The following is a 22,348-nucleotide window of genomic DNA, read 5'->3' on the forward strand; positions in this document are numbered from 1 at the left end:
GAGTTGACGTCACTAAAGAGACTGTTCTATGAGAGCGGTAATAGGGGAGCGATATGACAATAGTATGAATAGTATGAATAGTATGAAGAATAGGAAGAATGCGAAAGCCCGTCTGGCTCTCGCGGCGCCGTTGCGCATGGAGGGGATGGTCGGCAGCAGCCTTCACACGAGGGTGCTCAATGAGATCGGCCAGAGCATCGTGCGCGGTGATCTTTTGCCCGGCGATCCGTTGCCGAATGCGGATGACTGGAGTGCCGCGCATGGGGTAAGCCGCACCGTATTGCGTGAAGTGATCAAGGTTCTGGCCGGCAAGGGCATGGTGGAATCGCGTCCGAAAATCGGCACCCGCGTGCGTCCGCGCAGGGACTGGAATTTTCTCGATCCGGATGTGCTCCTGTGGCGCTACGGCGGCAGGACCACCGCCGAGGACGCCCGTTCGCTTTTCGAGTTGCGCCGTGCGATCGAGCCGACCGCCGGTGCGCTGGCGGCCGAACGCGCCACCGCGGCAGAGATCGAGCATTTGCGTGGTCTGCTCGCCGAGATGGAGCGGGCGGGCGATGACGGAGCGCGTTTTGCCGTGCCGGATCTTGCTTTCCATCAGGCGATCCTACGCATGTCCGGCAATGAATTGATCGGTTCGTTGGCGGCGCTGATCGAGACTGCGCTGGTGATCAGTTTCCGGCTTTCCGACGACAATCCGCAGGGCCAGAGCCATTCGCTGCCGCTGCATCAGCAGGTCGTGGAGAGTATGGCAAATCGCGATTCCGCCGGCGCGAGCAAGGCCCTGGTTTCTTTGCTGGACGGGGCCGAGGAAGATGTGAGGCGTGCCCTGGCCGCGCGTCAGCGATAGATACGCCGGCTGGCCGGTGATCCGATGAACCTTCCTTCGTTCCTCAGAGCAGGAGCCTTGCAGGACGAAGCGGATTCCATCGAGCCGCAGATGGCGAAGCTCGCCGGCGATGGAGTCTTGACCATGGGTCCTGCCCATCGCTAGATGACCGTATGCAACAGATTGACGGTCTCAACGGGCGCGTTGCCGATGCGCCCTCGGATAATTGGGTTTATCGCATCCTGCCGCCCTGGCTGTGGCCCTATGCGCAGCTTGCGCGCTGGGACCGGCCGATCGGCTGGCAACTCCTCATGTGGCCGTGCTTCTGGTCGGCGACCCTTGCCGCCAATGCGGCTATCGAGCCGCGCGTCTTCTCCGGCGCCCTGCTGCTCTACCATCTGTTCCTGTATTTTATCGGCTCTGTCGCCATGCGCGGCGCAGGCTGCACCTATAATGACCTTGTCGACCACGAGATCGACATGCAGGTGGCGCGCACTCGCTCTCGTCCACTGCCCTCGGGTCGTGTGACGCGCCGGCAGGCAAAGATATTCATCGGGCTACAGGCGCTGGTCGGCCTGTTCGTGCTATTGCAGTTCAACTGGTTTGCCGTGCTTCTCGGCGTGCTGTCGCTCGGGGTCGTCGCCCTCTATCCCTTCGCCAAGCGCTTTACCGACTGGCCGCAATTCTTCCTCGGTCTTGCCTTTTCCTGGGGCGCGCTCATGGGCTGGGCAGGGATTTTCGGCAGCCTCTCCTTCTCTGCCTTCCTGCTTTATCTAGCCTCGGTCGTCTGGACGATCGGCTACGACACGATTTATGCCCATCAGGACAAGGAGGATGACGAGCTGATCGGCGTTCGCTCCACCGCGCGCCTGTTCGGCGAGCGCACGCGTCTGGCGCTTGTCGGCCTCTACGGACTGACGCTGGTGCTGATGTTCCTGTCCTTTGCGCTTGCTGGTGTCGGCCTTCTGGCTTTTGTCGGTCTGTTGATTGCCGCCGGAATGTTCGCCTGGCAGATCAGGACGCTCGATATCAACGACGGCGCCCAGTGCCTCGCGCTCTTCAAATCGAACACCCGAGTCGGATTGATCATCTTTCTCGGCCTGTTCGTCTCGCTGCTTTTTGCCATTCCCTGATCTGAAGTGAAAAATGACCCCGAAATGAAAAACCCGGCACGATGGCCGGGTTTTGAAATCGGCTCAGAACGTATCGCTCAGCTGCGGGCGATGATTTCCTTGCCTTCGATCTTCATGATGACGCCGAGCTTGCCGGTCGTGCGGCGCACGAGGAAGCGCGGGCGGCGGTTTGCGAAATAGGAGTGACGACGGCGCGGCTTCATTTCGCTGGTGCGCAGTCCGCCAAGATGTTCTTCGAGAGGGCGGGCGACACCGTCGGCTTCCACCATCAGCATGGGAATGCCGAAGGCTTCCGACCAGCTGCGCCAGTCGGCCGCGATATCGCCGAGATCGTGGGCGACGAGCAGCGGAATGCAGAGTTCCGGATCTTCGTGATGCAACTCGAGCGTCACGGTGACTTCACCATTGCCGTGGTCGATGGCGCGGGCTGCAACGCCTTTGAAGACGCGCCGCGGCAAGGCGATGGAGAGCGGCAGGCCGCTGGAGGGGAGAATCTTGCGCAGGACCGCGCCGCGTTCGTCGATCGTTATGCTGACGTCACTGGCATGGTCGTGGATGGCGTAGCTTACCTGCTGCGGAAAGCGAGACGGATCAAGACGCAATGTCGTGCCAGCCCAGACGGGCTTCAGAACGGTATTCTTCATTTCATTTCTACCCTTGTCTTACCTGAGAGCCGGTTTCCGGTCTTCTCCTCGGGACTTTTCGTCCTCTGTGGTCTGACAATAGGCGGCCCCCGTTCCGTACAGCTTAAAAATTGCGGTTAAAGAAATCCTGCCTCCCGGAATGGTTAGCAAAACTGAATATGGCAGGGTTTCCGGATGGTGAACGCGCCCGTGTCTTAAAGCGGGACAGCTTCAGGTAAGTCTCGGGTAAGCTTTGCGTGGCAAAATGTTCGCACCAATGGTCCGTCATTCTTTAAAGACTTTGCTGAAAAGGGCGCATTTATGATCACGGCATCCCTGGCATACGTCATTCTGTCTCGTGATATGCCTAAGAGTCTGGACCGCGTCGCCAATCAGACGCAGGTCAAAAAAGACGCCCAGTATTACGCCGACAACATCAACAAGGTGAAGGACGTCGACGACTTCCTTGGCGACTACAAGCTCTACAGCTACGCCATGAAAGCCTATGGTCTTGATGACATGATCTATGCCAAGGCCTTCATGAAGAAGGTTCTGGAGAGCAATCTCACGGATGCGAACAGTTTCGCCAACAAGCTTTCCGACACGCGCTACAAGGAATTCGCCGCCGCCTTCAACTTCAATGCGCCGCCCAAGGATATTCAAACGGACGCGCAGGAAGACGATCTGATCGGCCTCTACAAGCAGTCCTTTGCCGACGCGGCACAACAGACTGCCACCGAAACGAAATATTACAGCGCGCAGATGGATGGCGTGAAGACCGTCCAGGACTTCGTCGGCAATTCCCGCCTGCTGAACTACGCGTTGAAGAGCGTCGGCATCGACCCGACATACATGTCGAAGGACTACATCGCCAATGTCCTGACCACTGACATCAGCAAGCTTGGCGGCAATGCGCCTGATCCGAGCGATCCGGCTTACGATCCGACCAAGACATATATCGGTGACAAGCTCTATGCGCTCGCGCAGCAATTCAACTTCAAGCCTGACAACGGCGACACCCAGTATTTCCGCAACAATATCGGTTCGGTGCAGTCGGTCGACGACCTTCTAGCCGATCCGCGCCTGCGCACGGTGGCGCTGCAGTCCGTCGGCATCGATCCGGCAACGGCCGATAACGCTTTCATCAAGATGGTGCTGACAAGCGATCCGGCCACACTTGGCGGCGACGCTCCACTCAACAACCCCAATCCATCGCTCAACTATGTCGGCGACAAATACAAGGAACTTCGTTCTTATTTCAACTTCAACGCCGATGGTTCGGTCAATGGTTCGGCGCAGAATTCCGGCCAGACCGACACGGTCGCGGAGCTATACGCCTTCCGCGCCCCCGTAGTCGGTGGCGCCGCCCAGACCGCGACGCAGAAGAACAACGTCATCGAACAGTATAACATCAAGACTGCGCCGCAGATCGTCGACCGCGACGGCACGGCGAGCGATGTGTACTATACCAGCCAGGTGATGTCCGACCTCAACAAGAGCTACTATCTGTCCAAGATCGGCACGATCACCAATGTCGATCAATTGGTCAACGACAAGCGGCTTGCAGATTATGTTCGTGCCGCATTCGGCATGGATCCGGGCTTTACGCAGCTGAAAAACGTCCTGACCGATCCTGCCTATGCCCGTTCGGTCGATTTGGGAGATGCCTACGAGGCCTTCAATTTCAAATCCGACGGTACGGTCTCTCCGACCGAGCGCGCACAGTCCTACGATCAATTGACGGGCATAGTGAATGCCGCGTCGAACGTCTCGAGCTACTTCTCGAACATGATGAAGCCGCCGGGTGGCGTCAGCCCGATCGACAACGTCGACGAACTACTTTCGGACAAGATGCTGGCCTCCTATATTAAGGATGCCTACGGTCTCGGTCAGGATTTCAGCAATGCCGAACTGAAGAACATCCTCACGGATTCCGCCTATGCCGCTACCGCAGGCCATCAGAACATCCATGATGCCTTCAATTTCAACGCGGATGGCTCGGTCACCTTCCAGACGCAGCCGGATGGCAGTGTTGTCGGCGCCCAAAATACTCTCCAGCTTCAGGGCATCAATCAGCTCGTTGCGAACAACTCTTCGTATTATCAGGTCAAGCTCAGCGACCTTTCCAACAACGGCGCGACCGCGGCGGTCGACGTATTCCTAGCCGACGGCAGAGCCGTGAGCTTCTTGCGCTCCAGCATGCAGATCGGCAACGACATCAGCGACACCACGCTTCGCAGCATTCTGACCGATCCAACGGTCGCGGCTGCCCAGGGCTATAGCGACGTCTATAAGCTCTTCAATTTCCACCAGGACGGCACGGTCGCCCAAAACACCCTGTCGCAGAGCGCCGGCCAGGTGGCCGCGATGACTAAGAAGGCAGACGACGCTGCCACCTATTACGGCAGCACTATGTCTTCGATCACCAGCGTCGATCAGTTGCTGGGCGACCAGAAGCTCAACAGCTACATCCGTTATGCCTTCAGTATTCCGACGAGCGTTTCGGATACCGATTTGCGCAACATTCTCACCGATCAGAGCGACACCGGACCCTATGCCAATGTGAAGGCGGCGTTCAATTTCGCGGCGGACGGCACTGTCACTCCCGGTTGGGCGCAGACCTCCGCACAGATGGCTTCTGTGAATTCGGCGGCTAACGCGCGGGAACAAGGCGTTCTGGACCGGATGGGCGACGTCAATGATGTCGATCAGCTGCTCGCTGACTCGTCCCTGACGGACTATCTGAAAATGGCTTACGGCCTAGCCTACGACACGAGCAACGCCGAGCTAAAGAATATCCTCACCGATCCGGCCCATGCTGCTTCCGTCGGCCAGGGCGATCTCAACGCCGCTTTCAATTTCGGCTCGGATGGATCGCTGCCGACTTCGACCACCGCCCAGACTGGCGAGCAGACGACGAACACGTCAGACAATTACGGCGCTCGCGTCAACAGTCAGGGCGACGATCTCATTGACCGCATCATCGCGAACTACAAGTCGCGAATGGACGACGCCAAGGGCGTAAAGAGCATCAATGATTTCATGAAAACCAATGCCACCGCCGATACGCTCCTCGGCAACGACTCCTATCCGGATCTTTATCAGATGTCGCTGCAGGCTTACGGCCTGACGACGAACGACGTGTCGCGCTCCACCATGCGCAAGCTGCTGGTCAGCGACCCCTATGATCCGAAGGGATATGTCGCATCCTTCAAGGACGACCGTATCACCAAGATGGTGCGCGCTTTCAATTTCGGTTCCGATGGCAAGGCTGCCGAGCCCCTGTCGGCTCTGTCTGCCGCCACCTTGGCGAAATATGCGACCGATTATAAGTCGCACGTGACCATGCTCATGAAAGACGGCCCCGCAAAGGACCGCGCTTCCAAGGATGCCACCAAGGAAGTGGATTATTTCGGCAAGACCATTCCAGGCATAACCTCGCTCGACGATTTCCTGGCCGACAAGCGCCTGACGGATCTCGTGCTGAAAGCAAATGGCCTCGATCCGAAGAAATACGACAAGGATACGCTGAAGAAGATCTTCACCTCCGATCCCGATGACAAGAAGAGCTATCTCAACACCACGGCTGACGCGCGCTTCAAGGAGATCGTCGCCTCCTTCAATTTCGACAAGGACGGCAACCTGACACGCGCCAAGATGGGTACGATCCAGGACAAGCAGGCCGAGGCGAATACGCAGCAGCAGTATGTGCAGATGACCCTGGAAACCCAGGAGGGCGAAAAGAATGATGGCGTTCGCCTGGCACTCTATTTCAAGCGCAAAGCCGGTGACGTCACCTCGCTCTACCAGATCCTCGGCGACAAGGCGCTCTATCAGGTCGTCCAGACGACCTATAGCCTGCCGGCGCAGATTTCGTCGATGGATGTCGCCAAGCAGGTCGATCTCCTCGGCCGTTTCGTAAAGCTAGAGGACCTGCAGGATCCCAAGAAGGTTGACAAGCTGGTCAAGCGCTTCACAGCCATGTACGACATCAAGAACAACACGCAGCAGTCGCCGGCGCTTCAGCTACTGACCGGCGGCACCGGCCAGGCGTCATCGTTGCTTTAATAATGGTGTGAGCCTCCTGGAGCCTAGGAAAGGTTCTAGAGGCTCACCACCTTGTCCGGGTTCATGATGTCGGCCGGATCGAAGGCGCGCTTGATGCGGCGCATCAGTTCCATCTCGATTTCCGGCCGAATCGACGCGAGCTCATCACGCTTCAGCTGACCGATGCCATGCTCGGCGGAAATCGAACCGCCATTGGCAAGCACCAGCCCGTGCACGATATGGTTCATCTCGTGCCAGCGGGCGATGAAGGCATCCTTGTCGGCACCAACCGGCTGCGAGATGTTGTAATGGATGTTGCCGTCGCCCATGTGGCCGAAGGCGCAGATGCGCGCGCCGGGCATTGCCGCCATCACCGCCTCTGCAGCTTCGTTCATGAAGTGCGGTATCTTCGAAACCGGCACGGAAACATCGTGCTTGATCGAGCCGCCCTCCGGCTTCTGGGCGTCCGACATGCTCTCGCGCATGTGCCAGAGCGCCTTCTGCTGCGCGACCGAGGAGGCGATTGCCGCATCCTGAACAAGTCCCGCTTCGAAACCCTGCTCCAGAACGGCATTCATCATCCGCTCGGCCGTTTCGGCGGAATCGGAGGTGGAGATGTCGATCAGCACATACCAGTCATGCGGCGTCTCCAGCGGATCGCGCACGCCATCGATATTGCGCGCGGTGATCTCGACACCGAAGCGCGGCATCAGCTCAAAGCCGGTGAGCGAGGCGCCGCAGAGGCTGGAAGCGAGGTTGAAGAAGGCAAGCGCATCCTCGACCGAGGATAGCCCAGCAAAGGCCACCTGATGGCCGAGCGGCTGCGGGAAGAGTTTCAGGACCGCGCCGGTAATGATCCCGAGCGTGCCTTCCGCGCCGATGAAGAGATCGCGCAGGTCATAGCCGGTATTGTCTTTCTTCAGGCGGCGCAGTCCGTCCCAGATCTCGCCGGTCGGCAGCACGACTTCGAGGCCGAGGCAGAGCTGGCGCATGTTGCCATAAGCGAGAACCGCCGTGCCGCCGGCATTGGTGGAAAGGTTGCCGCCGATGCGGCAGGAGCCCTCCGAGCCAAGCGAGAGCGGAAACAGGCGGCCGTGCGCCTCGGCCGCTTTCTGCACCTCGGCCAGGATCGCGCCGCCGTCGGCGACCAGCACGTTTGCGACCGGATCAACATCGCGGATCTTGTTCATGCGTTCGAGCGAAAGGATGACATCGGCCTTGCCCGCGCGCGGCGTCTGCCCGCCGACGAGGCCGGTATTGCCGGTCTGCGGTACGATGGCCGTACCGGTTTCGGTGGCAAGCTTCATGATTGCGGAGACTTCCTCGACCGTACCGGGTTTCAGCAGGAGAGGGGAGGAGCCGTGATAGAGACCGCGGTTTTCGATGAGGTGCGGCGCGAGATCAGCTTCACTGTGCAGCGCATATTTCTCGCCGACGATGGCGGTGAAACGTTCGATGTTCTCTGGAGAAATGCTTGTGCTGCTCATGGAGCCCGGTCCCTCTTCTTCACTCGCGCGGTGCTGCCGCTCGCCGCAGCCGGTCGTTGATTGCCTCTCCAAGCCCTTCGTCAGGGATCGGCGAAAAGGCGATCACGGCCGCGCCGCTGGCATCAGCCTTCTTCATGTAGTCGAAAAGATTGGCGGCCGCTTCCGAGAGATCGCCGCGCGGGCTGAGATTCAGCGCCATCGCCGCTTGCTCGGCGCCTGCCACCCTGTTTGGACCGAAGGCAATCAAAGCTTCACCGGGTTCCAGTGCCGTGGCTTCGAGCCGGACGGCCGCGCCCGGCGCGTAATGTGAAGCGAGCATGCCCGGCGCTTCGATCGCTGCGGTTGCCTTCTTCGAACGCAGCAAACGCTTGCCTGCCACCCGCTCGATCTCCTTGGCCGGCAGTCCGCCGGGCCGCAGCAGTCGCAGTTCGCCGTTTTCGACCTTCACGATCGTCGATTCCACGCCAACGGTACTCGCGCCTGCGTCAAGGATGAGAGGTATCTTTGCCCCCAGATCAGCCTCGACATGGGCAGCGCTTGTGGCGCTCACCTTGCCGGATGTATTGGCGCTCGGAGCCGCAAGCGGCCGCCCGAAGGCCCGGATCAGATCGCCGGTAAAACCTTTCGGTATGCGGACGCCGACGCTGTCGAGGCCGGCGGTCGCCAGCGCATGGATCGCGGTGCCGGTCCTCAGGGGCAGTACCAGCGTCAGCGGGCCAGGCCAGAAGGCTTCTGCCAAACCGCGGGAGATCGGATCGAATTCGGCATAGGTCTCTGCCATCGCAAGATCCGCCATGTGGCAGATCAGCGGATTGAAGCGTGGCCGCCCCTTGGTCTCATAGATGCGGGTGATCGCCGCCGGATTGGTGGCGTCGGCGGCAAGGCCGTAGACGGTCTCGGTCGGAATGGCGATCGCAAAGCCTTCGCCGAGCGCCGCGCAGCCGGCTTCGAGTGCCGTCTGCCTGTCCGCCTTGATGTCGATTATTCTTGCCATGTCCTGCCCGGTTTTACTGCGGCAGTCATTAGGCTTTCCTTGCGGCGCGATCAATCCCGCCCGAAGCTTGCAGATCAACTGCCGGCGAACCTACAGTTGGCGGATGATCTGGCGAAGCTGCTCGTTGCGGGCGCCGAGCAGGAGGATGTTGCGGATGGCGATCTGCGGATCGTTGGTGCGGAAGAGCAGGCCGTTGCCCCGCACCGAGCGGTCGACCACCATCCTCTCCGGCGTGCTTTCACCCGGCTTGATCGCCACGGCGAAATACATCCGGGAATTCTGCACCGCGATATTGTCGAAGAAATTGTCGTTGTCGCCGATGTCGGAATAGAAGTTGGCGATGTAGAAGGCCCATGCCACTTCGTCGTAGCGAGCGAATTTGGTGCGTGCGGCCGTGACGTGGCAGTAGCCGAGATGCGGGCTATCCGCCAGCGTCCGGTGGAAGATCATCTTCGGAAACTGGATCGCGCGGTGGAAGCCATTGATGTTCTGGTGGGTCTTTTCGCCGGCGGCCTGCAGCTTGCGTGCGGTCTTTTCAGCCACTTCCTCATGGGTGAGATAGCGGCGCTCGTCCGGGAGCCAGTCTTCGCGACGGCGGCTGATGCGGCCGGTGCGCAGGAATTCAGAGTGCTTGGCGAAAAGCCGTGGTTCTGTAGGCTTGATTTCTTCCCGCGTGTCGAAATATCGAAGTTTGGCCATGGCTTTCGCAGTCTTCGCTGTGTGGGTCGTCGGCAAGGATAGGATTTCGTGCTTAACACGCTGTTAAAATAGCGCGAAGAAGGCGCGAGAGCTGGGTTTGCGAGCGGTATGTCGCAAATGCGACAGTGCCTCGCCAGCCACATTGGATTTACTTATGTCTGACGGGTCACGAAATGTCGCAATTGACGATAATCAAAGGCGAGTGAATGTTTCTGAGGACCACCCGGCTCCCTGTCGTCAATTTCGAAGCGGATGTCGCTTTACAACCAAGCGACCGGCATGCTCGGTGCTTAAATAACACCATGACCAGTTCTCCGGAGGGAGAAGGAAGCGGGCGCGCTTCCGCTGCCGTGCTCGAAAAGAGTAGCAGCCACATGCACGAGGATAGGCAGATGGATATTCGCAGCAACGTTTTGCGCCAGCTCAAGAGCCGCCGCGAGGGTTTCAGTCTCGAACAGCCCTTCTACATTGACGAGGATTATTTCCGTCTGGATATGGAGATGATCTACTATCGCGACTGGCTATTCATCGGCCATGATTGCGAACTGCCGAAGCCAGGCGCCTACTTTACCGTCCAGATCGGCGAGTATCCTGTCGTCATCGTGCGCGGACGCGACAATGTCATTCGCGCCTTCCACAATAGCTGTCGCCATCGCGGCTCACGCGTCTGCACCAAGGAGCACGGCTCGTCGGTACGCCTCGTCTGCCCCTATCATCAGTGGACCTACGATCTCGACGGCAAGCTCGCCTTCGCGCGCCACATGGGCGATGATTTCGACAAGAGCGGCTACGGGCTGAAACCGGTCCATTGCGAAATCGTCGCCGGTTACGTCTTCATCTGCCTCGCCAATGTCGCGCCGGACTTCCAGACCGTGCGCGACAAGGTCGAGCCCTATATGGCGCCCCATCACATCGGCGAGGCCAAGATCGCCTTCCAGAGCACCATCATCGAGAAGGGCAACTGGAAGCTGGTCTGGGAAAACAATCGCGAGTGCTATCATTGTGCCGCAAACCATCCTGAGCTCTGCCGCACCTATCCGGAAGCGCCGAGCGTGACCGGCACTGATGGCGGCGCCGACGATCCCGAGATTGCCGGCCACTGGGCGCGCTGCGAGGCCGCCGGTCTGCCGAGCAAGTTCCAGATCTCGCCGGATGGACAGTTCCGCACCGCCCGCATGCCGCTGATCGAGGATGCCGAAAGCTACACGATGTCCGGCAGGCCCGCCGTCAAGCGCCCGCTCTCCGACGACGTGAAGATCAGCCACATCGGCACGATGCTGCTCTTCCACTACCCGACGACCTGGAACCATCTGCTCGGCGACCACGCCATCTCCTTCCGCGTACTGCCGCTCAGCGCCAACGAGACGGCGGTGACGACGAAATGGATCGTTCACAAGGATGCTGTCGAAGGTGTCGATTATAACCTCGAGGAGCTGACGCACGTCTGGACCGAGACCAACGATCAGGACCGCCGCATCGTCGAAGAGAACGCCTTCGGCATCCGTTCGCCGGCCTATGAGCCCGGTCCTTATTCGCAGGTCCACGAGGGCGGTGTCATGCAGTTCCTCGAATGGTATTCGAACTTCATGATCAACCGTTTGCAGGGCGATCAGGCCAAGCTCTCGGTCGTTGCCTGAGGGCGATCGCCACCGGTTAATGTCCGGTTCATTTCGCCTCCGGTAAAAATGGAGTGTGGATGCCGTTTTCGGGTCTTTCGGGAACAATTTTCCGTTTTGTCCGTTGTCCGGCAGGCTTTTTTGCTCTTGATCGGAGACACGCAATGTTTGGGCTGAGTAAGAAGGTCGCGACTGCGGTTATGGCCGCCGCCGTCGTTGTGACGAGCTTCGTGCCGTCGCAGGCAATCCAGATGCCGACCGCCCCGCAGGTGGAAAAATCTTCGCCTGTCGAAAACGTCCAATATCGCCGTTACTATCGTCCTGGCTACCGCCACGGCTACTATCCGGGCTACCGCCCCGCATATCGTTCTGGCTGGTACAGCGGCTATCGCGGTTATTCCTATTATCGTCCGGGCTACCGCCACTATGACGGCTACTGGTATCCGCTGGCAGCCTTTGGCGCCGGTGCCGTCATCGGCGGCGCTATCGCGGCGCAGCCGCGCTACTATGCGCCCGCGCCGGCTCCCTCGGGCATCAATCCGAGCCATGTCGCCTGGTGCGAAAACCGCTACCGTTCCTACAGGGCCTACGACAATACGTTCCAGCCCTATAACGGTCCGCGCCAGCAGTGCTACTCGCCCTACTACTGAGGCGAAACCAGAGATCGAGATTGAACGCCCGGCCATCGAGCCGGGCGTTTTCGTTCAGAGAATATCCACCCGCTTCAAGAGCCACCAGGCCAAGGCGATGGAGGCGAGGATGAGCCCCACGGCATATTCCGTACCGTAGTCTCCGACGGCAAAGGGTAGGTTGGCCGTGTTCATGCCGAAGAAGCCGGTCACCAGTGTCGGCGGCAATAGGAAGGCCGTCATGATCGACAGGATGTAGAGGTGGCGGTTCGTCTCCGATGAAAGCTTGGAGTCGATTTCTTCGTGCAGCAGCCTTGCCCGGTCCTGCAGCGCGTAGACATCGTGGTCGACTGTCTCCAACCGGCTCGTCAGTCGCCCGGCAATATCGTCGAAACCGAAGGGCATTTCGTCTTCGTCGGAGGCTGCCGCTCGCCGCATCAGCGCAAGGACCGTGCGCAGGTGGCGATGCAGGCGCACGATCGTGCGGCGGACGGGAGCAAGCCTGCGGCGTTCGTCACGCGGCGCGTTGTCGTAGACGAAGTCCTCGATCAGGTTGAGCTCCTCGGTGAGCTCCATGACGACGGAGATCAGCGTGCGCTGGAACTCGGTCACAAGCAGTTCGAAGAGGTCGACGGGACGGGCGAACTTGCCGGGATTCTTCTCGATCATCACACGTGTCCGCTCCACGCTTCTCAGCGGCTGCAGGCGCGTGGTGATGATGAAACGGTCGGAGATGGCGAAATGCAGCCAGCCGAGATCGGCCGTGTCCTGATCGAATTCGCGCTGGCAGTCCACCAGCGTGCCGTAGAGCATCTGTTCGTCGACAGTCAGGACCGCGTGCGTGTCGCGCGTGGTCAGCGCCGACTTGGCGTCATCCATCACGCCGAGCGTGTCGAGCAGAGCGGGCACGCGGGCATCGGCGAGGTTGAGATGCAGCCAATAAAAACCGTCGTCCACGGTCAGCTCTGCGGCCGTCGCGCTGTTTTGCAGTCGCGCGGCCTTCTTGCTTTCCGGCGAGAAACGGTAGGCCCATACGAGGCCGGGTATGTTGACGGGCAAGGTATCCATTATTGCCGATCCTCTCGCGAAAGCGATCAATCCTACTAAAGCATGTCGCGCAAAACTGTGTAGCGGTTTTGCGATAACGACATGCGTCAAAACAAAGGCCTGAAGCGTGGCAGCGGATCTGAAAAGATCGCGACACGCTTAGAGATTCTCCATGACGTCTGTTTGTGCAAGTGCACAAGCGAAAAGGCGCTCTCGATCAAGGTTATCGACGGAAACCAAATTGACGTTTACGTAAAAATCAATTAGCTCTTCGAATGGAGGCGCTTGTGCGCCGGCTCTGCCGTGCGTGAGCTGAATGCGGAGGAAAATAAGATGTATAAGGCGCCTGTCGAGGAAATCGCGTTCACGCTGAAGCATGTCGCCGGCATGGCTGAGGCGATCGACGACGGTCTTCTCGGCGATCTTGGCGAGGATCTCGTCGATGCCATTCTTGCCGAGGCGGGACGATTTGCCACGGAGGAAATCGCCCCTCTCGCCGATATCGGAGACCGCCAGGGCACCCGGCTTGCCGACGGTGAGGTGAAGACGCCGGAAGGCTGGCGCGACCTCTACCGCAATTGGGCCGCAGGCGGCTGGAACGGCCTGACCGCGCCGGAGGACTTCGGTGGCCAGGCTTTGCCGCACATGCTGAATGTCGCGGCCCTCGAAATGTGGAACTCCGGCTCAATGGCTTTCGCACTCTGCCCGACGCTCACCATGGGTGCCGTCGAGGCGCTGAACGTGCATGGTAGTGCCGCTCTCAAGGAAAAATATCTGGCGCGCATGGTGTCCGGTGAATGGACCGGCACGATGAACCTCACGGAACCTCATGCCGGCTCCGATCTCGGCGTACTGAAGGCGCGCGCCGAGCGCCGTGAGGATGGTAGCTACCGCATCTTCGGCCAGAAGATCTTCATCACCTGGGGCGAGCATGACGCGGCCGACAACATCATCCATCTCGTGTTGGCGCGCCTGCCGGATGCGCCGGCCGGCACTCGCGGCATCTCGCTTTTCCTCGTGCCGAAATTCCTTGTCAATGATGACGGCTCGCTCGGCGCCCGCAACGATCTTCACTGCCATTCGCTCGAACATAAGCTCGGCATTCACGGCTCGCCCACCTGCACCATGGTCTATGGCGACGGCAAGTTCGGCGAAGAGAAGGGTGCGATCGGCTGGTTGATCGGCGAGGAGAACAAGGGCCTCGCCTGCATGTTCACGATGATGAACAATGCCCGACTTGCCGTCGGCATGCAGGGTGTGGCGATCTGTGAAGCGGCGACGCAGAAGGCGATCGCCTATGCCAAGGAGCGCACGCAGGGCAAGGCCCCTGGCTGGAGCGGCTCCGGCATGAGCCCGATCATCGACCATCCCGATGTCACGCGCACGCTGCTCACCATGAAGGCCCTGACGCAGGGCTCACGCGCCATCGCCTATGCTTGCGCCCATGCGATCGATATGGCGCATCGCGCCAATGAGCGACGCGAACACTGGCAGGAGCGCGCTGCGCTGCTTACGCCGATTGCCAAGTCCTTCGCGACGGATGCCGGCGTCGATGTCGCCTCCCTCGGCATCCAGGTGCACGGTGGCATGGGCTTCATCGAGGAGACAGGTGCCGCTCGCTATTTGCGTGATGCCCGCATCGCCCCGATCTATGAAGGCACGAACGGCATTCAGGCAATTGATCTCGTCACCCGCAAGCTGCCTTTGTCTGATGGCAAGCAGGTCAGGGGCTTCATTGCCGAGCTGAAGGCGATCGCCGAGGCTGTCCACAGTTCAAATCTCGACGGTTTCGGCACGACGGCCAACAGGCTGGAGACAGCACTTGCCGATCTGGCAGAGGCTACCGACTGGCTTCTCGCGCGCCTTGCAGAGGGCAAGTCCGCCGAGGCCCTGTCCGGCGCAACCCCCTATCAGCGTCTGTTCGGCCTTGCGCTCACAGGCTGCTATCTCGCCAAGGGCGGCCTTGCCCGCACCGCGGATGGGGCAGGCGAGGGCCGTATCGCGCTCTGCCGTTTCGCAGCCGAAAACCTTCTGTCCGAAACGGCGGCGCTGAAAGACCGTGTCGTCAACGGTGCCAATAGCCTTGCAGCTGCCCGCACCGTCCTTGCCTGAGGAGACTGATATGAGCGATCCCATCATCATCGAGCGATCCGCGGAACATCCGTCCGTCCAGCTCATCCGTTTCAACCGGCCGGAAAAGAAGAATGCCTTCACTCGCGCCATGTACCGTACCATGACCGACGCGCTGAATGCCGCCAATGCCGATGCCGATATCCGGGTGACGGTCTTTCTCGGCACCGAAGGCTGCTTCTCGGCCGGCAATGATATCAGCGATTTTCTCGCCGTGGCCATGGGCGGCAGCATGGGCCAGGAACTGATTGATTTTCTCTATGCACTCGTCAATGCCGAAAAACCGCTCGTCTCGGGCGTCGATGGTCTGGCGATCGGCATCGGCACGACGCTCAACCTGCATTGTGACCTGACTGTTGCTTCCGACCGCAGCCATTTCCGCACGCCTTTTGTCGATCTGGCGCTGGTGCCGGAGGCGGGCTCGAGCCTGATCGTCCCGCGCATTACGGGTCATCAGCGCGCCTTCGCCATGCTCGTTGCCGGAGAGGCCTTTACGGCTGAGGATGCGAAGCAAGCCGGCCTGATCTGGAAGGTGACGACGCCGGAAGATGTGGAAAGCCAGACGATCGCTGCGGCCGCAAAGCTTGCAGCCAAACCGCCGGAAGCGTTGAAGATCGCTCGCGATCTCGTTCGCGGCCCGCGGGAGGAGATCATCGCGCGTATCGATGAAGAGGCCCGTCACTTCGCCGCCCGCATGAGAAGTGATGAGGCGCGCGCTGCCTTCGAGGCTTTCATGCGCCGCTGAGCCCTAGAAATCAGTGGTTATTGTCAGACGCGAATTTAAAGCCTCTCTTAAGCATAGTCTAACTAATGAATGGAGGATGGTTCCCCCGAACTGTCCGGGCGCGTGATGTGTTTCGTACGACCCCCCTTGTCCGAATTCATCCAACGTCTATCGCCCGTTCGCAGCGCGCTTAACCCCCGCGCTGCGAAACTATTGGGCGACGTGCATCCCAGCCGCGCGCCCCCCGTGGAATAGTTAGGTATTTGCCGAACTATTTATTGACTCTCGCCATCTCATATCTATAGTTAGGTACATGCCTAACCAATCACATGCGCTCGATTTGATGTTTCAGGCGCTGGCAGACCCCGCCCGGCGCAGCATGGTGGATCGGCTCTGCAAGGGCCCCGCCTCGGTGAAGGAGCTTGCGGAGCCGCTGTCCATGGCGCTGCCTTCTGTTCTCCAGCATCTGCAGATGCTGGAATCGAGCGGCCTTGTGCGATCGGAAAAGAACGGCCGCGTGCGCACCTGCCGGATCGAGCCGCGGGCGCTCCGCTCAGCCGAAGCCTGGATCAACGAGCGTCGCACCCTCTGGGAGCATCGCCTCGACAAACTGGGCGCATATCTCGAAGCCAATCCGGAAATGCCGGACAAACCTGAGAAGCAGAACGAAAAGGAGTAAGACCATGCAGGAAGAGTATAGCACCCTTCATTCCACCTTCTCCATCGAGCGCACCTATGACGTGCCGGCTCCGCGCGTCTTTGCCGCCTGGTCCGATCCGAAGGCGCGCCTGCAGTGGGAGGCGATCGGCGAGGATTTCACCACCACCTATACCGAAAATGATTTCCGCGTCGGTGGCCGCGATATCAGCCGGTTCAACTTCGGCAAGAGTGACGAATATGTCGCCGATGCGCGTTACGAAGACATCGTCAGGGATCGCCGCATCGTCTACGCCTATACGATGTCGCACAATGAGCGGCGCATCTCCTCGTCACTGACGACCATCAGCCTGACGTCGGTTGCCGAAGGCACGCATGTCGTCGTCACCGAGCAGATCACCATTCTCGACGGCGGCGATAAGGTGGAATATCGCCAGGCGGGCATCGCCGGACAACTCGACCAGTTGGGCCATTATCTCGCCGGCGAAAAGGTCGGCTGACGGCTGCTTATTTCTCCAACGTCGCCACGATCTCAACATGCGAGGTCCAGAGGAACTGGTCGATGGGCGTGACCGATGTAATTCGGTAGCCGCCCTCGACGAGGATGGCGAGGTCGCGGGCGAGCGTCAGCGGATTGCAGCTCACCGCCACGACCTTCTTGACGATCGAGCGCGCCAGTTCCTTGCACTGGAACTCCGCGCCCGCACGTGGTGGATCGAAGACGACGGCGTCGAAGACTTTGAGCTCCGAGGTCATCAGCGGGCGGCGGAAGAGATCGCGCTTTTCGACGGTCACCGGCTTCAGGCCCTGCGTATTGCGCGCCGCGTAGTCGAGTGCCGCAATCGCCTTGCCGTCGCCTTCAACGGCATGCACGCGGCCGAGACGGGCAAGCTGCAGCGAAAAGGTGCCGGCGCCGGCAAAGAGATCTGCGATCCGCTTGGCCTTGCCGACATGCGCAAGCACCAGCTTTGCCATTGCTTCTTCTGCAGGCTTCGTCGCCTGTGTGAAGCCGCCGGCAGGCGGATAGACCTGGATACCGCCGAACTCGACGACAGGTTTGGCCGGCTCGATCAGGATTTCACCATCAAGCGAAACGCGGGCAATGCCGCGAAGGCCGAGTATGACCTCGACCGCCTTGCGACGCTGCTGGTCGGACAGCTTCCTTATGCCTTCGACCGCAAGGTCGAGGCCGGAGAGCGTTTCGAGAACCGCGATGCGGAAGGCATCCGCATTGGTCGCGACTGCCGCCCCGACAGCCTTGATTGCCGGCAGCCGGGAAATGATCCCCGCCGACGAGATGGGACATTCCTCGATGGCGACGATGTGATGGCTTTCGGCCTGGTTGAAACCAACAAGCATATCCTTCTCGGTCTTGCGTGCAGCAAAGACCACTCGCCGTCGCTCGCCGGGATGGGCCGCGACGATCTCGCCGACCTCAGGCGTCAGCCCTTTGGACTTCAGCGCATCGATGACGAGCTGCCGCTTGAAGGTGCGGTAGGGTATATCTGCCATATGCTGCAGCGTGCAGCCGCCGCAGGTGCCGTTGACGCCGTCTGGCCCGAAATGCCGACAGGGCGGCTCCTGCCGGTCGGCGGAGGCCGAGGCGATCGACATGACCGTGCCCTGGCTCTTGACGCGGGCGATCGCCACCGTCTCTCCCGGCAGCGTGAAGGGCACATAGACAGGTCCGTCCTTGCCGTTGGCAATGCCGTCGCCCTGTGCGCCGAGCCTGTCGATGGTGATTGTTTCCGTGCTCACGCTTTTGTCCCTGCCAATAGAAATTCCTGATTGCCGTCTCCGCCCGAAATGGGCGAGGGGATGAGCCCGAAACTCTTCCAGCCCATGTCTTCAGTGAACCATCGCTCAAGTTCTGCCGCCACGGCAGGCCCGGAAGTCGGATCCTTGAGCAGCCCGCCCTTGCCGATCGCCTCGCGCCCCGCCTCGAATTGCGGCTTGACGAGGATCGCGGCAAGCGCTCCCGGCTCCGCAATATCGAGCGCCGGAGCAAGCGCCAGTTTGAGCGAGATGAACGAGACGTCGGAGACGATGAACTCCAGGGGCTGGCCGATATCCTCAGCCCTCAGATTGCGGGCATTGAGTCCCTCGACATTTGTCACGCGCGGATTGCCCGATATGCGCGGATGCATTTGCCCGTGGCCGACATCAACAGCCGTCACATGTGCGGCACCCCGCTCCAGCAGCACTTCCGTAAAGCCGCCGGTGGAAGCGCCGACATCGAGACAGTGCCGTCCTGCCGGATCGAGCCCGAAGTGGTCGAGTGCGGCCACCAGCTTCAATGCTGCGCGCGAAACATAGTCCTGCGCCGGGTCGTCGATTTCGATTGTCGCATCGTCGCCGAAGACGGCGCCGGCCTTCGTCACCACCTTGCCGGCGACCTTCACCGTGCCGCGTGCCACGGCGTCTCGCGCCCGCGAGCGGCTCGCAAAGAGGCCGAGGGTGACGAGAAGCTGGTCGAGGCGCTGGCTGTTTTGATCTGACATCGGCTGTGAATGACCGTCAAAGCCGCCGGTTGCAAGCGTTTTGTTGGCATCGCGGGCACGCCAGTGCAGGCTCACATCGCCGGAACCGCAATAAACTAAATCGACCTGTGCTGCGACGCACCAAATTTAAACAATTTTAAATCCTGCCCGCATAGGTTCGTTTTGATTGCAGCGGCTCGCTTTTGAATCGCTTCGTGCCATGAAGGCTCCCGCGTCCTCCCCGCCGATCATGTCCCTCATCAAGAAGTCTTGTGGCTGCGCATTTGCGTAGTCGCCCCTTGTCGCGCCTGATGTCGCCAGGAGAAATTGACCGATGTTCGCTCGAAACATATCCTTGAATGGTAAGCTTGCGGCCACTTTCGCAGCACTCATCCTTATTTTCGTATCAGTTTCCGCGTTCGTTTATTCCAAGGCAACGACGTCGGCGAGCTCTTCCGCCGAACAGGAAAAATCCGAGCTTCTCGTCAACCAGATCGATGACGCGCTGCAGGCCATGCTTGAGCAGGCCGTCAACCTGCGCGGCTTCATCCTCTTCCGCAGCGACAGCACCTATGGCGATATTTTTGCCAACCGCGAGCGCATGCTGAAGGCGATCGCCGCTGCAAAGCAGACCGCCGCTTCCCAGCCTGAGCTCGTCTCGATGATCGACGACATGCAGAAGGCTGCAGACCTGTATTTCCACGAGCTCGCCGAGCCGCAAGCCAAGGCCCGCAAGGAAACAGAAATGCCGATCGCAGAGGTCGTCAAGATCGGTGTCAACGCCACCAAGGGCCAGCTCGACGGCTTCCGCGCCGCTTCCGCCAAGATCAAGTCTCTCGCCCGCGACAAGTCCATTGCACTCGCCGCTGCTCAGGCGGACGCCAGTAGCGATCTCAAGACGACGCTTCTGGTCGGCGGCATTGCCGCAGCTCTTGCCGCCGCTGCACTCGCCTGGGCCCTGTCGCGCACCATCGTCCGCCCGATCGTCGGCATGACGGCCGCCATGGACCGTTTGGCCGGCGGCGACCACAATATCGAAGTTCCGGCAACCGGCCGTCAGGACGAAGTCGGCCGCATGGCCCAGTCCGTTCTGGTCTTCAAGGATGCTGCGATCGAAAAGCAGCAGCTTGCCGGCGAAACCGACCGCATGCGCGGCGAAGCCGAGCGCCAACGACAGATGAGCGACGAGCAGAAGGCCCGCGAAGAAGGCGAAATCCGCTTCGCCGTCGATGCTCTGGCCGGCGGCCTTGCCGGCCTTGCCATTGGCGATGTCGCATCCCGCATCCATACGCCGTTTGCGCCGCAGTACGACAGCCTGCGCAACGACTTCAACAATGCCGTCGAAAAGCTGCAGGCTGCCCTGCAGTCCGTTGGCCGCAACGCTTCGGCCATCAATGCCGGCGCCGGTGAAATTCGCTCTGCCGCGGACGATCTCGCCCACCGCACCGAACAGCAGGCCGCTGCCGTCGAAGAGACCGCAGCTGCTCTCGAAGAAGTCACGACCACAGTGCGCGACTCTGCCAAGCGCGCCGAAGACGTCGGCAACCTCGTCGAGCGCACCCGCCTCGGCGCTGAAAAGTCCGGCGAAGTCGTCCGCAGGGCGGTTTCGGCCATGCAGCAGATCGAAAAGTCTTCGGGCGAGATCTCCAACATCATCGGCGTCATCGACGACATCGCCTTTCAGACCAACCTTCTGGCGCTGAACGCCGGCGTCGAAGCAGCACGTGCCGGTGAAGCCGGCAAGGGTTTTGCCGTCGTCGCACAGGAAGTGCGTGAACTCGCCCAGCGTTCCGCAAATGCCGCCAAGGAAATCAAGGCGCTGATCAACACGTCGAGCGAACAGGTCAACTCCGGCGTCGGCCTTGTCGGCGAAACCGGCAAGGCGCTGGAAGCGATCGTCGCCGAGGTTCAGGAAATCAATCGTCATGTCGGCGCAATCGTCACCGCGACCCGCGAACAGTCGATCGGCCTGCAGGAGATCAACACCGCTGTCAACAACATGGACCAGGGCACTCAGCAGAACGCCGCCATGGTTGAAGAGCAGACTGCTGCGAGCCACGCGCTTGCCCAGGAAGCATCCGCTCTTGACGACCTGCTGCGCCAGTTCAAGCTCGGCGCTCAGGCTGCCGCTCCGGTCCAGAGAACCACTGCAGCAACCACCGCGTCCCGACCGGTCGCCTCTCCGGCCCGCGCGCTCGCTAGCAAGGTCACTAGGGCCTTCGGCGGCAAGCAGGCAACCGCGGCTGCTGCCGTCGTCCAGGAAGACTGGACCGAGTTCTGAGAGCGATCTCTTCGGAAATGAAAAAGAAAGGGCGGCATTGAGTGCCGCCCTTTCTTTTTGGGTTTACCCGGCGGAGGCGCGCAGCCGCTCGATATCCCGCCGCGGCGGGATGCTATGCATGCGGACATAATCGCGGCTGAACTGCGAAGGGCTGTCGTAACCGACACGGAAACCAGCCTCGGCAGCGCTCAGCCCCTCGGTCACCATCAGCCGCCGTGCCTCCTGCAGACGAAGCTGGGTCCGGAACTGCAGCGGGCTCATCGCCATCACGGTCTTGAAATGCTCGTAGAAGGATGAAGCGCTCATGCCAGCCACCGAAGCCAGATGCTCGATGGCGAAGGGCTCGCTGAAATTCTTCCGCACGAAATCGATCGCCCGGCCGATCTGGTTGAGCCTGCTTTCGCCATTGGCGATCTGCCGCAACAGCGCGCTCTGCGGCCCGCGGATCAGCCTGTAGAGGATCTCCCGCTCGATCAGCGGCGCCAGAACCTCCGCATCCTCGGGTGTGTCGAGCAGGCGCAACAGGCGCACGACCGCGTCGATGAGTTCAGGCGTCGTGGCACTGACACCGGCCGCAGGGCTTTCCGGCAGACGCCCCTCTACGGCAGGCAGCATTTCGGCAAGCGTGCTGCGGTCGAGCTGTAGCCGAAGGCACAGGTATGGCCGGTTGGCGCTCGCCTCGACAACGGCGCCGATCACCGGCAGGTCGACACCGACCACGAGATAATGCGCGGCATCATAGACATGCGCGATCTCGCCGATCACGGCGCGCTTGCGCCCCTGCGCCACGATGCAGAGCGAAGGTTCATAGAGCGTATGGATCGGTTCGGTGCGGGCGGAGGATCGTATGATACCGACCCGCGGCAGCACCGTGTCGAAATTACCATCCGTCTCGGTATGACGATCGATCAAGTCTGCAAGTTCGGCAATCTTTTCCATGGAAGCAGCATGAACCCTACTGCTGCAAATGCC

Annotated in this window: 18 protein-coding genes; 10 read left to right on the top strand and 8 right to left on the bottom strand. The window is 60.4% G+C overall.

Annotated features, from left to right (window positions below; all coding sequences use genetic code 11):
- Window positions 1-172: 172 nt before the first annotated feature.
- Both AB8B33_RS02405 and ubiA read left to right on the top strand, forming a co-directional pair.
- Window positions 173-850, top strand: coding sequence for a FadR/GntR family transcriptional regulator (locus tag AB8B33_RS02405; protein WP_439014227.1), 678 nt, complete (start codon window positions 173-175; stop codon window positions 848-850).
- 152 nt (window positions 851-1,002) lie between these two features.
- Complete coding sequence (gene ubiA, locus AB8B33_RS02410; protein ID WP_113322438.1) at window positions 1,003-1,962, top strand: 4-hydroxybenzoate octaprenyltransferase; 960 nt, start codon at window positions 1,003-1,005, stop codon at window positions 1,960-1,962.
- 77 nt (window positions 1,963-2,039) lie between these two features.
- Here ubiA and AB8B33_RS02415 read toward each other — a convergent pair whose 3' ends face one another.
- Entirely contained in the window at window positions 2,040-2,606 is a 567-nt protein-coding gene (locus tag AB8B33_RS02415; RefSeq protein ID WP_007817899.1) for a DUF6101 family protein, read from the bottom strand.
- Between the two features lie 300 nt (window positions 2,607-2,906).
- On the opposite strand from AB8B33_RS02415, the gene AB8B33_RS02420 reads away from it, so the two are divergent.
- Window positions 2,907-6,653 (top strand): DUF1217 domain-containing protein, encoded by a 3,747-nt coding sequence (locus AB8B33_RS02420; RefSeq protein ID WP_439014229.1) that lies wholly within the window; start codon window positions 2,907-2,909, stop codon window positions 6,651-6,653.
- Between the two features lie 35 nt (window positions 6,654-6,688).
- Here the strand turns inward: AB8B33_RS02420 and AB8B33_RS02425 are convergent, their stop codons facing one another.
- The 3 genes from AB8B33_RS02425 to AB8B33_RS02435 form a co-directional block, all read right to left on the bottom strand.
- Window positions 6,689-8,119, bottom strand: a complete 1,431-nt coding sequence (locus AB8B33_RS02425; RefSeq protein ID WP_439014230.1) for an FAD-binding oxidoreductase — start codon at window positions 8,117-8,119, stop codon at window positions 6,689-6,691.
- Window positions 8,120-8,138: 19 nt separating this feature from the next.
- Window positions 8,139-9,113, bottom strand: a complete 975-nt coding sequence (locus AB8B33_RS02430; protein WP_439014231.1) for an L-threonylcarbamoyladenylate synthase — start codon at window positions 9,111-9,113, stop codon at window positions 8,139-8,141.
- Window positions 9,114-9,203: 90 nt separating this feature from the next.
- A complete protein-coding gene (locus AB8B33_RS02435) occupies window positions 9,204-9,812 on the bottom strand; it encodes a DUF6656 family protein (RefSeq protein ID WP_113323041.1) in 609 nt (202 codons plus the stop codon).
- A 392-nt stretch (window positions 9,813-10,204) separates the two neighbouring features.
- On the opposite strand from AB8B33_RS02435, the gene AB8B33_RS02440 reads away from it, so the two are divergent.
- Both AB8B33_RS02440 and AB8B33_RS02445 read left to right on the top strand, forming a co-directional pair.
- Window positions 10,205-11,449, top strand: a complete 1,245-nt coding sequence (locus AB8B33_RS02440) for an aromatic ring-hydroxylating oxygenase subunit alpha (protein WP_439014232.1) — start codon at window positions 10,205-10,207, stop codon at window positions 11,447-11,449.
- A 143-nt stretch (window positions 11,450-11,592) separates the two neighbouring features.
- Entirely contained in the window at window positions 11,593-12,078 is a 486-nt protein-coding gene (locus tag AB8B33_RS02445; protein WP_439014233.1) for a BA14K family protein, read from the top strand.
- A gap of 54 nt (window positions 12,079-12,132) precedes the next feature.
- Here the strand turns inward: AB8B33_RS02445 and AB8B33_RS02450 are convergent, their stop codons facing one another.
- Window positions 12,133-13,125, bottom strand: a complete 993-nt coding sequence (locus tag AB8B33_RS02450) for a transporter (RefSeq protein WP_439014235.1) — start codon at window positions 13,123-13,125, stop codon at window positions 12,133-12,135.
- 312 nt (window positions 13,126-13,437) lie between these two features.
- Between AB8B33_RS02450 and AB8B33_RS02455 the strand changes: the two genes are divergently transcribed.
- The 4 genes from AB8B33_RS02455 to AB8B33_RS02470 all read left to right on the top strand — a co-directional run bounded on the left by AB8B33_RS02455 (window position 13,438) and on the right by AB8B33_RS02470 (window position 17,115).
- A complete protein-coding gene (locus tag AB8B33_RS02455) occupies window positions 13,438-15,216 on the top strand; it encodes an acyl-CoA dehydrogenase (protein WP_439014236.1) in 1,779 nt (592 codons plus the stop codon).
- A 10-nt stretch (window positions 15,217-15,226) separates the two neighbouring features.
- Window positions 15,227-15,979 carry a crotonase/enoyl-CoA hydratase family protein gene (locus AB8B33_RS02460; protein WP_439014237.1) on the top strand — a complete coding sequence of 251 codons (753 nt, stop codon included), beginning with the start codon at window positions 15,227-15,229 and terminating at the stop codon, window positions 15,977-15,979.
- 292 nt (window positions 15,980-16,271) lie between these two features.
- Window positions 16,272-16,637, top strand: coding sequence for an ArsR/SmtB family transcription factor (locus AB8B33_RS02465; RefSeq protein ID WP_113323047.1), 366 nt, complete (start codon window positions 16,272-16,274; stop codon window positions 16,635-16,637).
- A 4-nt stretch (window positions 16,638-16,641) separates the two neighbouring features.
- Window positions 16,642-17,115 carry an SRPBCC family protein gene (locus AB8B33_RS02470; RefSeq protein WP_439014238.1) on the top strand — a complete coding sequence of 158 codons (474 nt, stop codon included), beginning with the start codon at window positions 16,642-16,644 and terminating at the stop codon, window positions 17,113-17,115.
- 7 nt (window positions 17,116-17,122) lie between these two features.
- On the opposite strand, the gene AB8B33_RS02475 is transcribed toward AB8B33_RS02470, so the two are convergent.
- On the bottom strand, window positions 17,123-18,373 hold the full coding sequence (locus tag AB8B33_RS02475) for a class I SAM-dependent RNA methyltransferase (protein WP_439014239.1): 1,251 nt from the start codon (window positions 18,371-18,373) through the stop codon (window positions 17,123-17,125).
- Window positions 18,370-19,116: a TlyA family RNA methyltransferase gene (locus tag AB8B33_RS02480; protein WP_439014240.1), complete on the bottom strand. Its 747-nt coding sequence runs from the start codon at window positions 19,114-19,116 to the stop codon at window positions 18,370-18,372. Before AB8B33_RS02480 ends, AB8B33_RS02475 begins: the two co-directional genes overlap by 4 nt.
- Window positions 19,117-19,429: 313 nt before the next feature.
- On the opposite strand from AB8B33_RS02480, the gene AB8B33_RS02485 reads away from it, so the two are divergent.
- On the top strand, window positions 19,430-21,376 hold the full coding sequence (locus AB8B33_RS02485) for a methyl-accepting chemotaxis protein (protein ID WP_439014241.1): 1,947 nt from the start codon (window positions 19,430-19,432) through the stop codon (window positions 21,374-21,376).
- Window positions 21,377-21,439: 63 nt separating this feature from the next.
- Here AB8B33_RS02485 and AB8B33_RS02490 read toward each other — a convergent pair whose 3' ends face one another.
- Window positions 21,440-22,315 carry an AraC family transcriptional regulator N-terminal domain-containing protein gene (locus AB8B33_RS02490; RefSeq protein WP_439014242.1) on the bottom strand — a complete coding sequence of 292 codons (876 nt, stop codon included), beginning with the start codon at window positions 22,313-22,315 and terminating at the stop codon, window positions 21,440-21,442.
- Window positions 22,316-22,348 lie beyond the last annotated feature (33 nt).

The sequence above is a fragment of the Rhizobium sp. 768_B6_N1_8 genome (assembly GCF_051811225.1).
Taxonomy (GTDB): Bacteria; Pseudomonadota; Alphaproteobacteria; order Rhizobiales; family Rhizobiaceae; genus Rhizobium.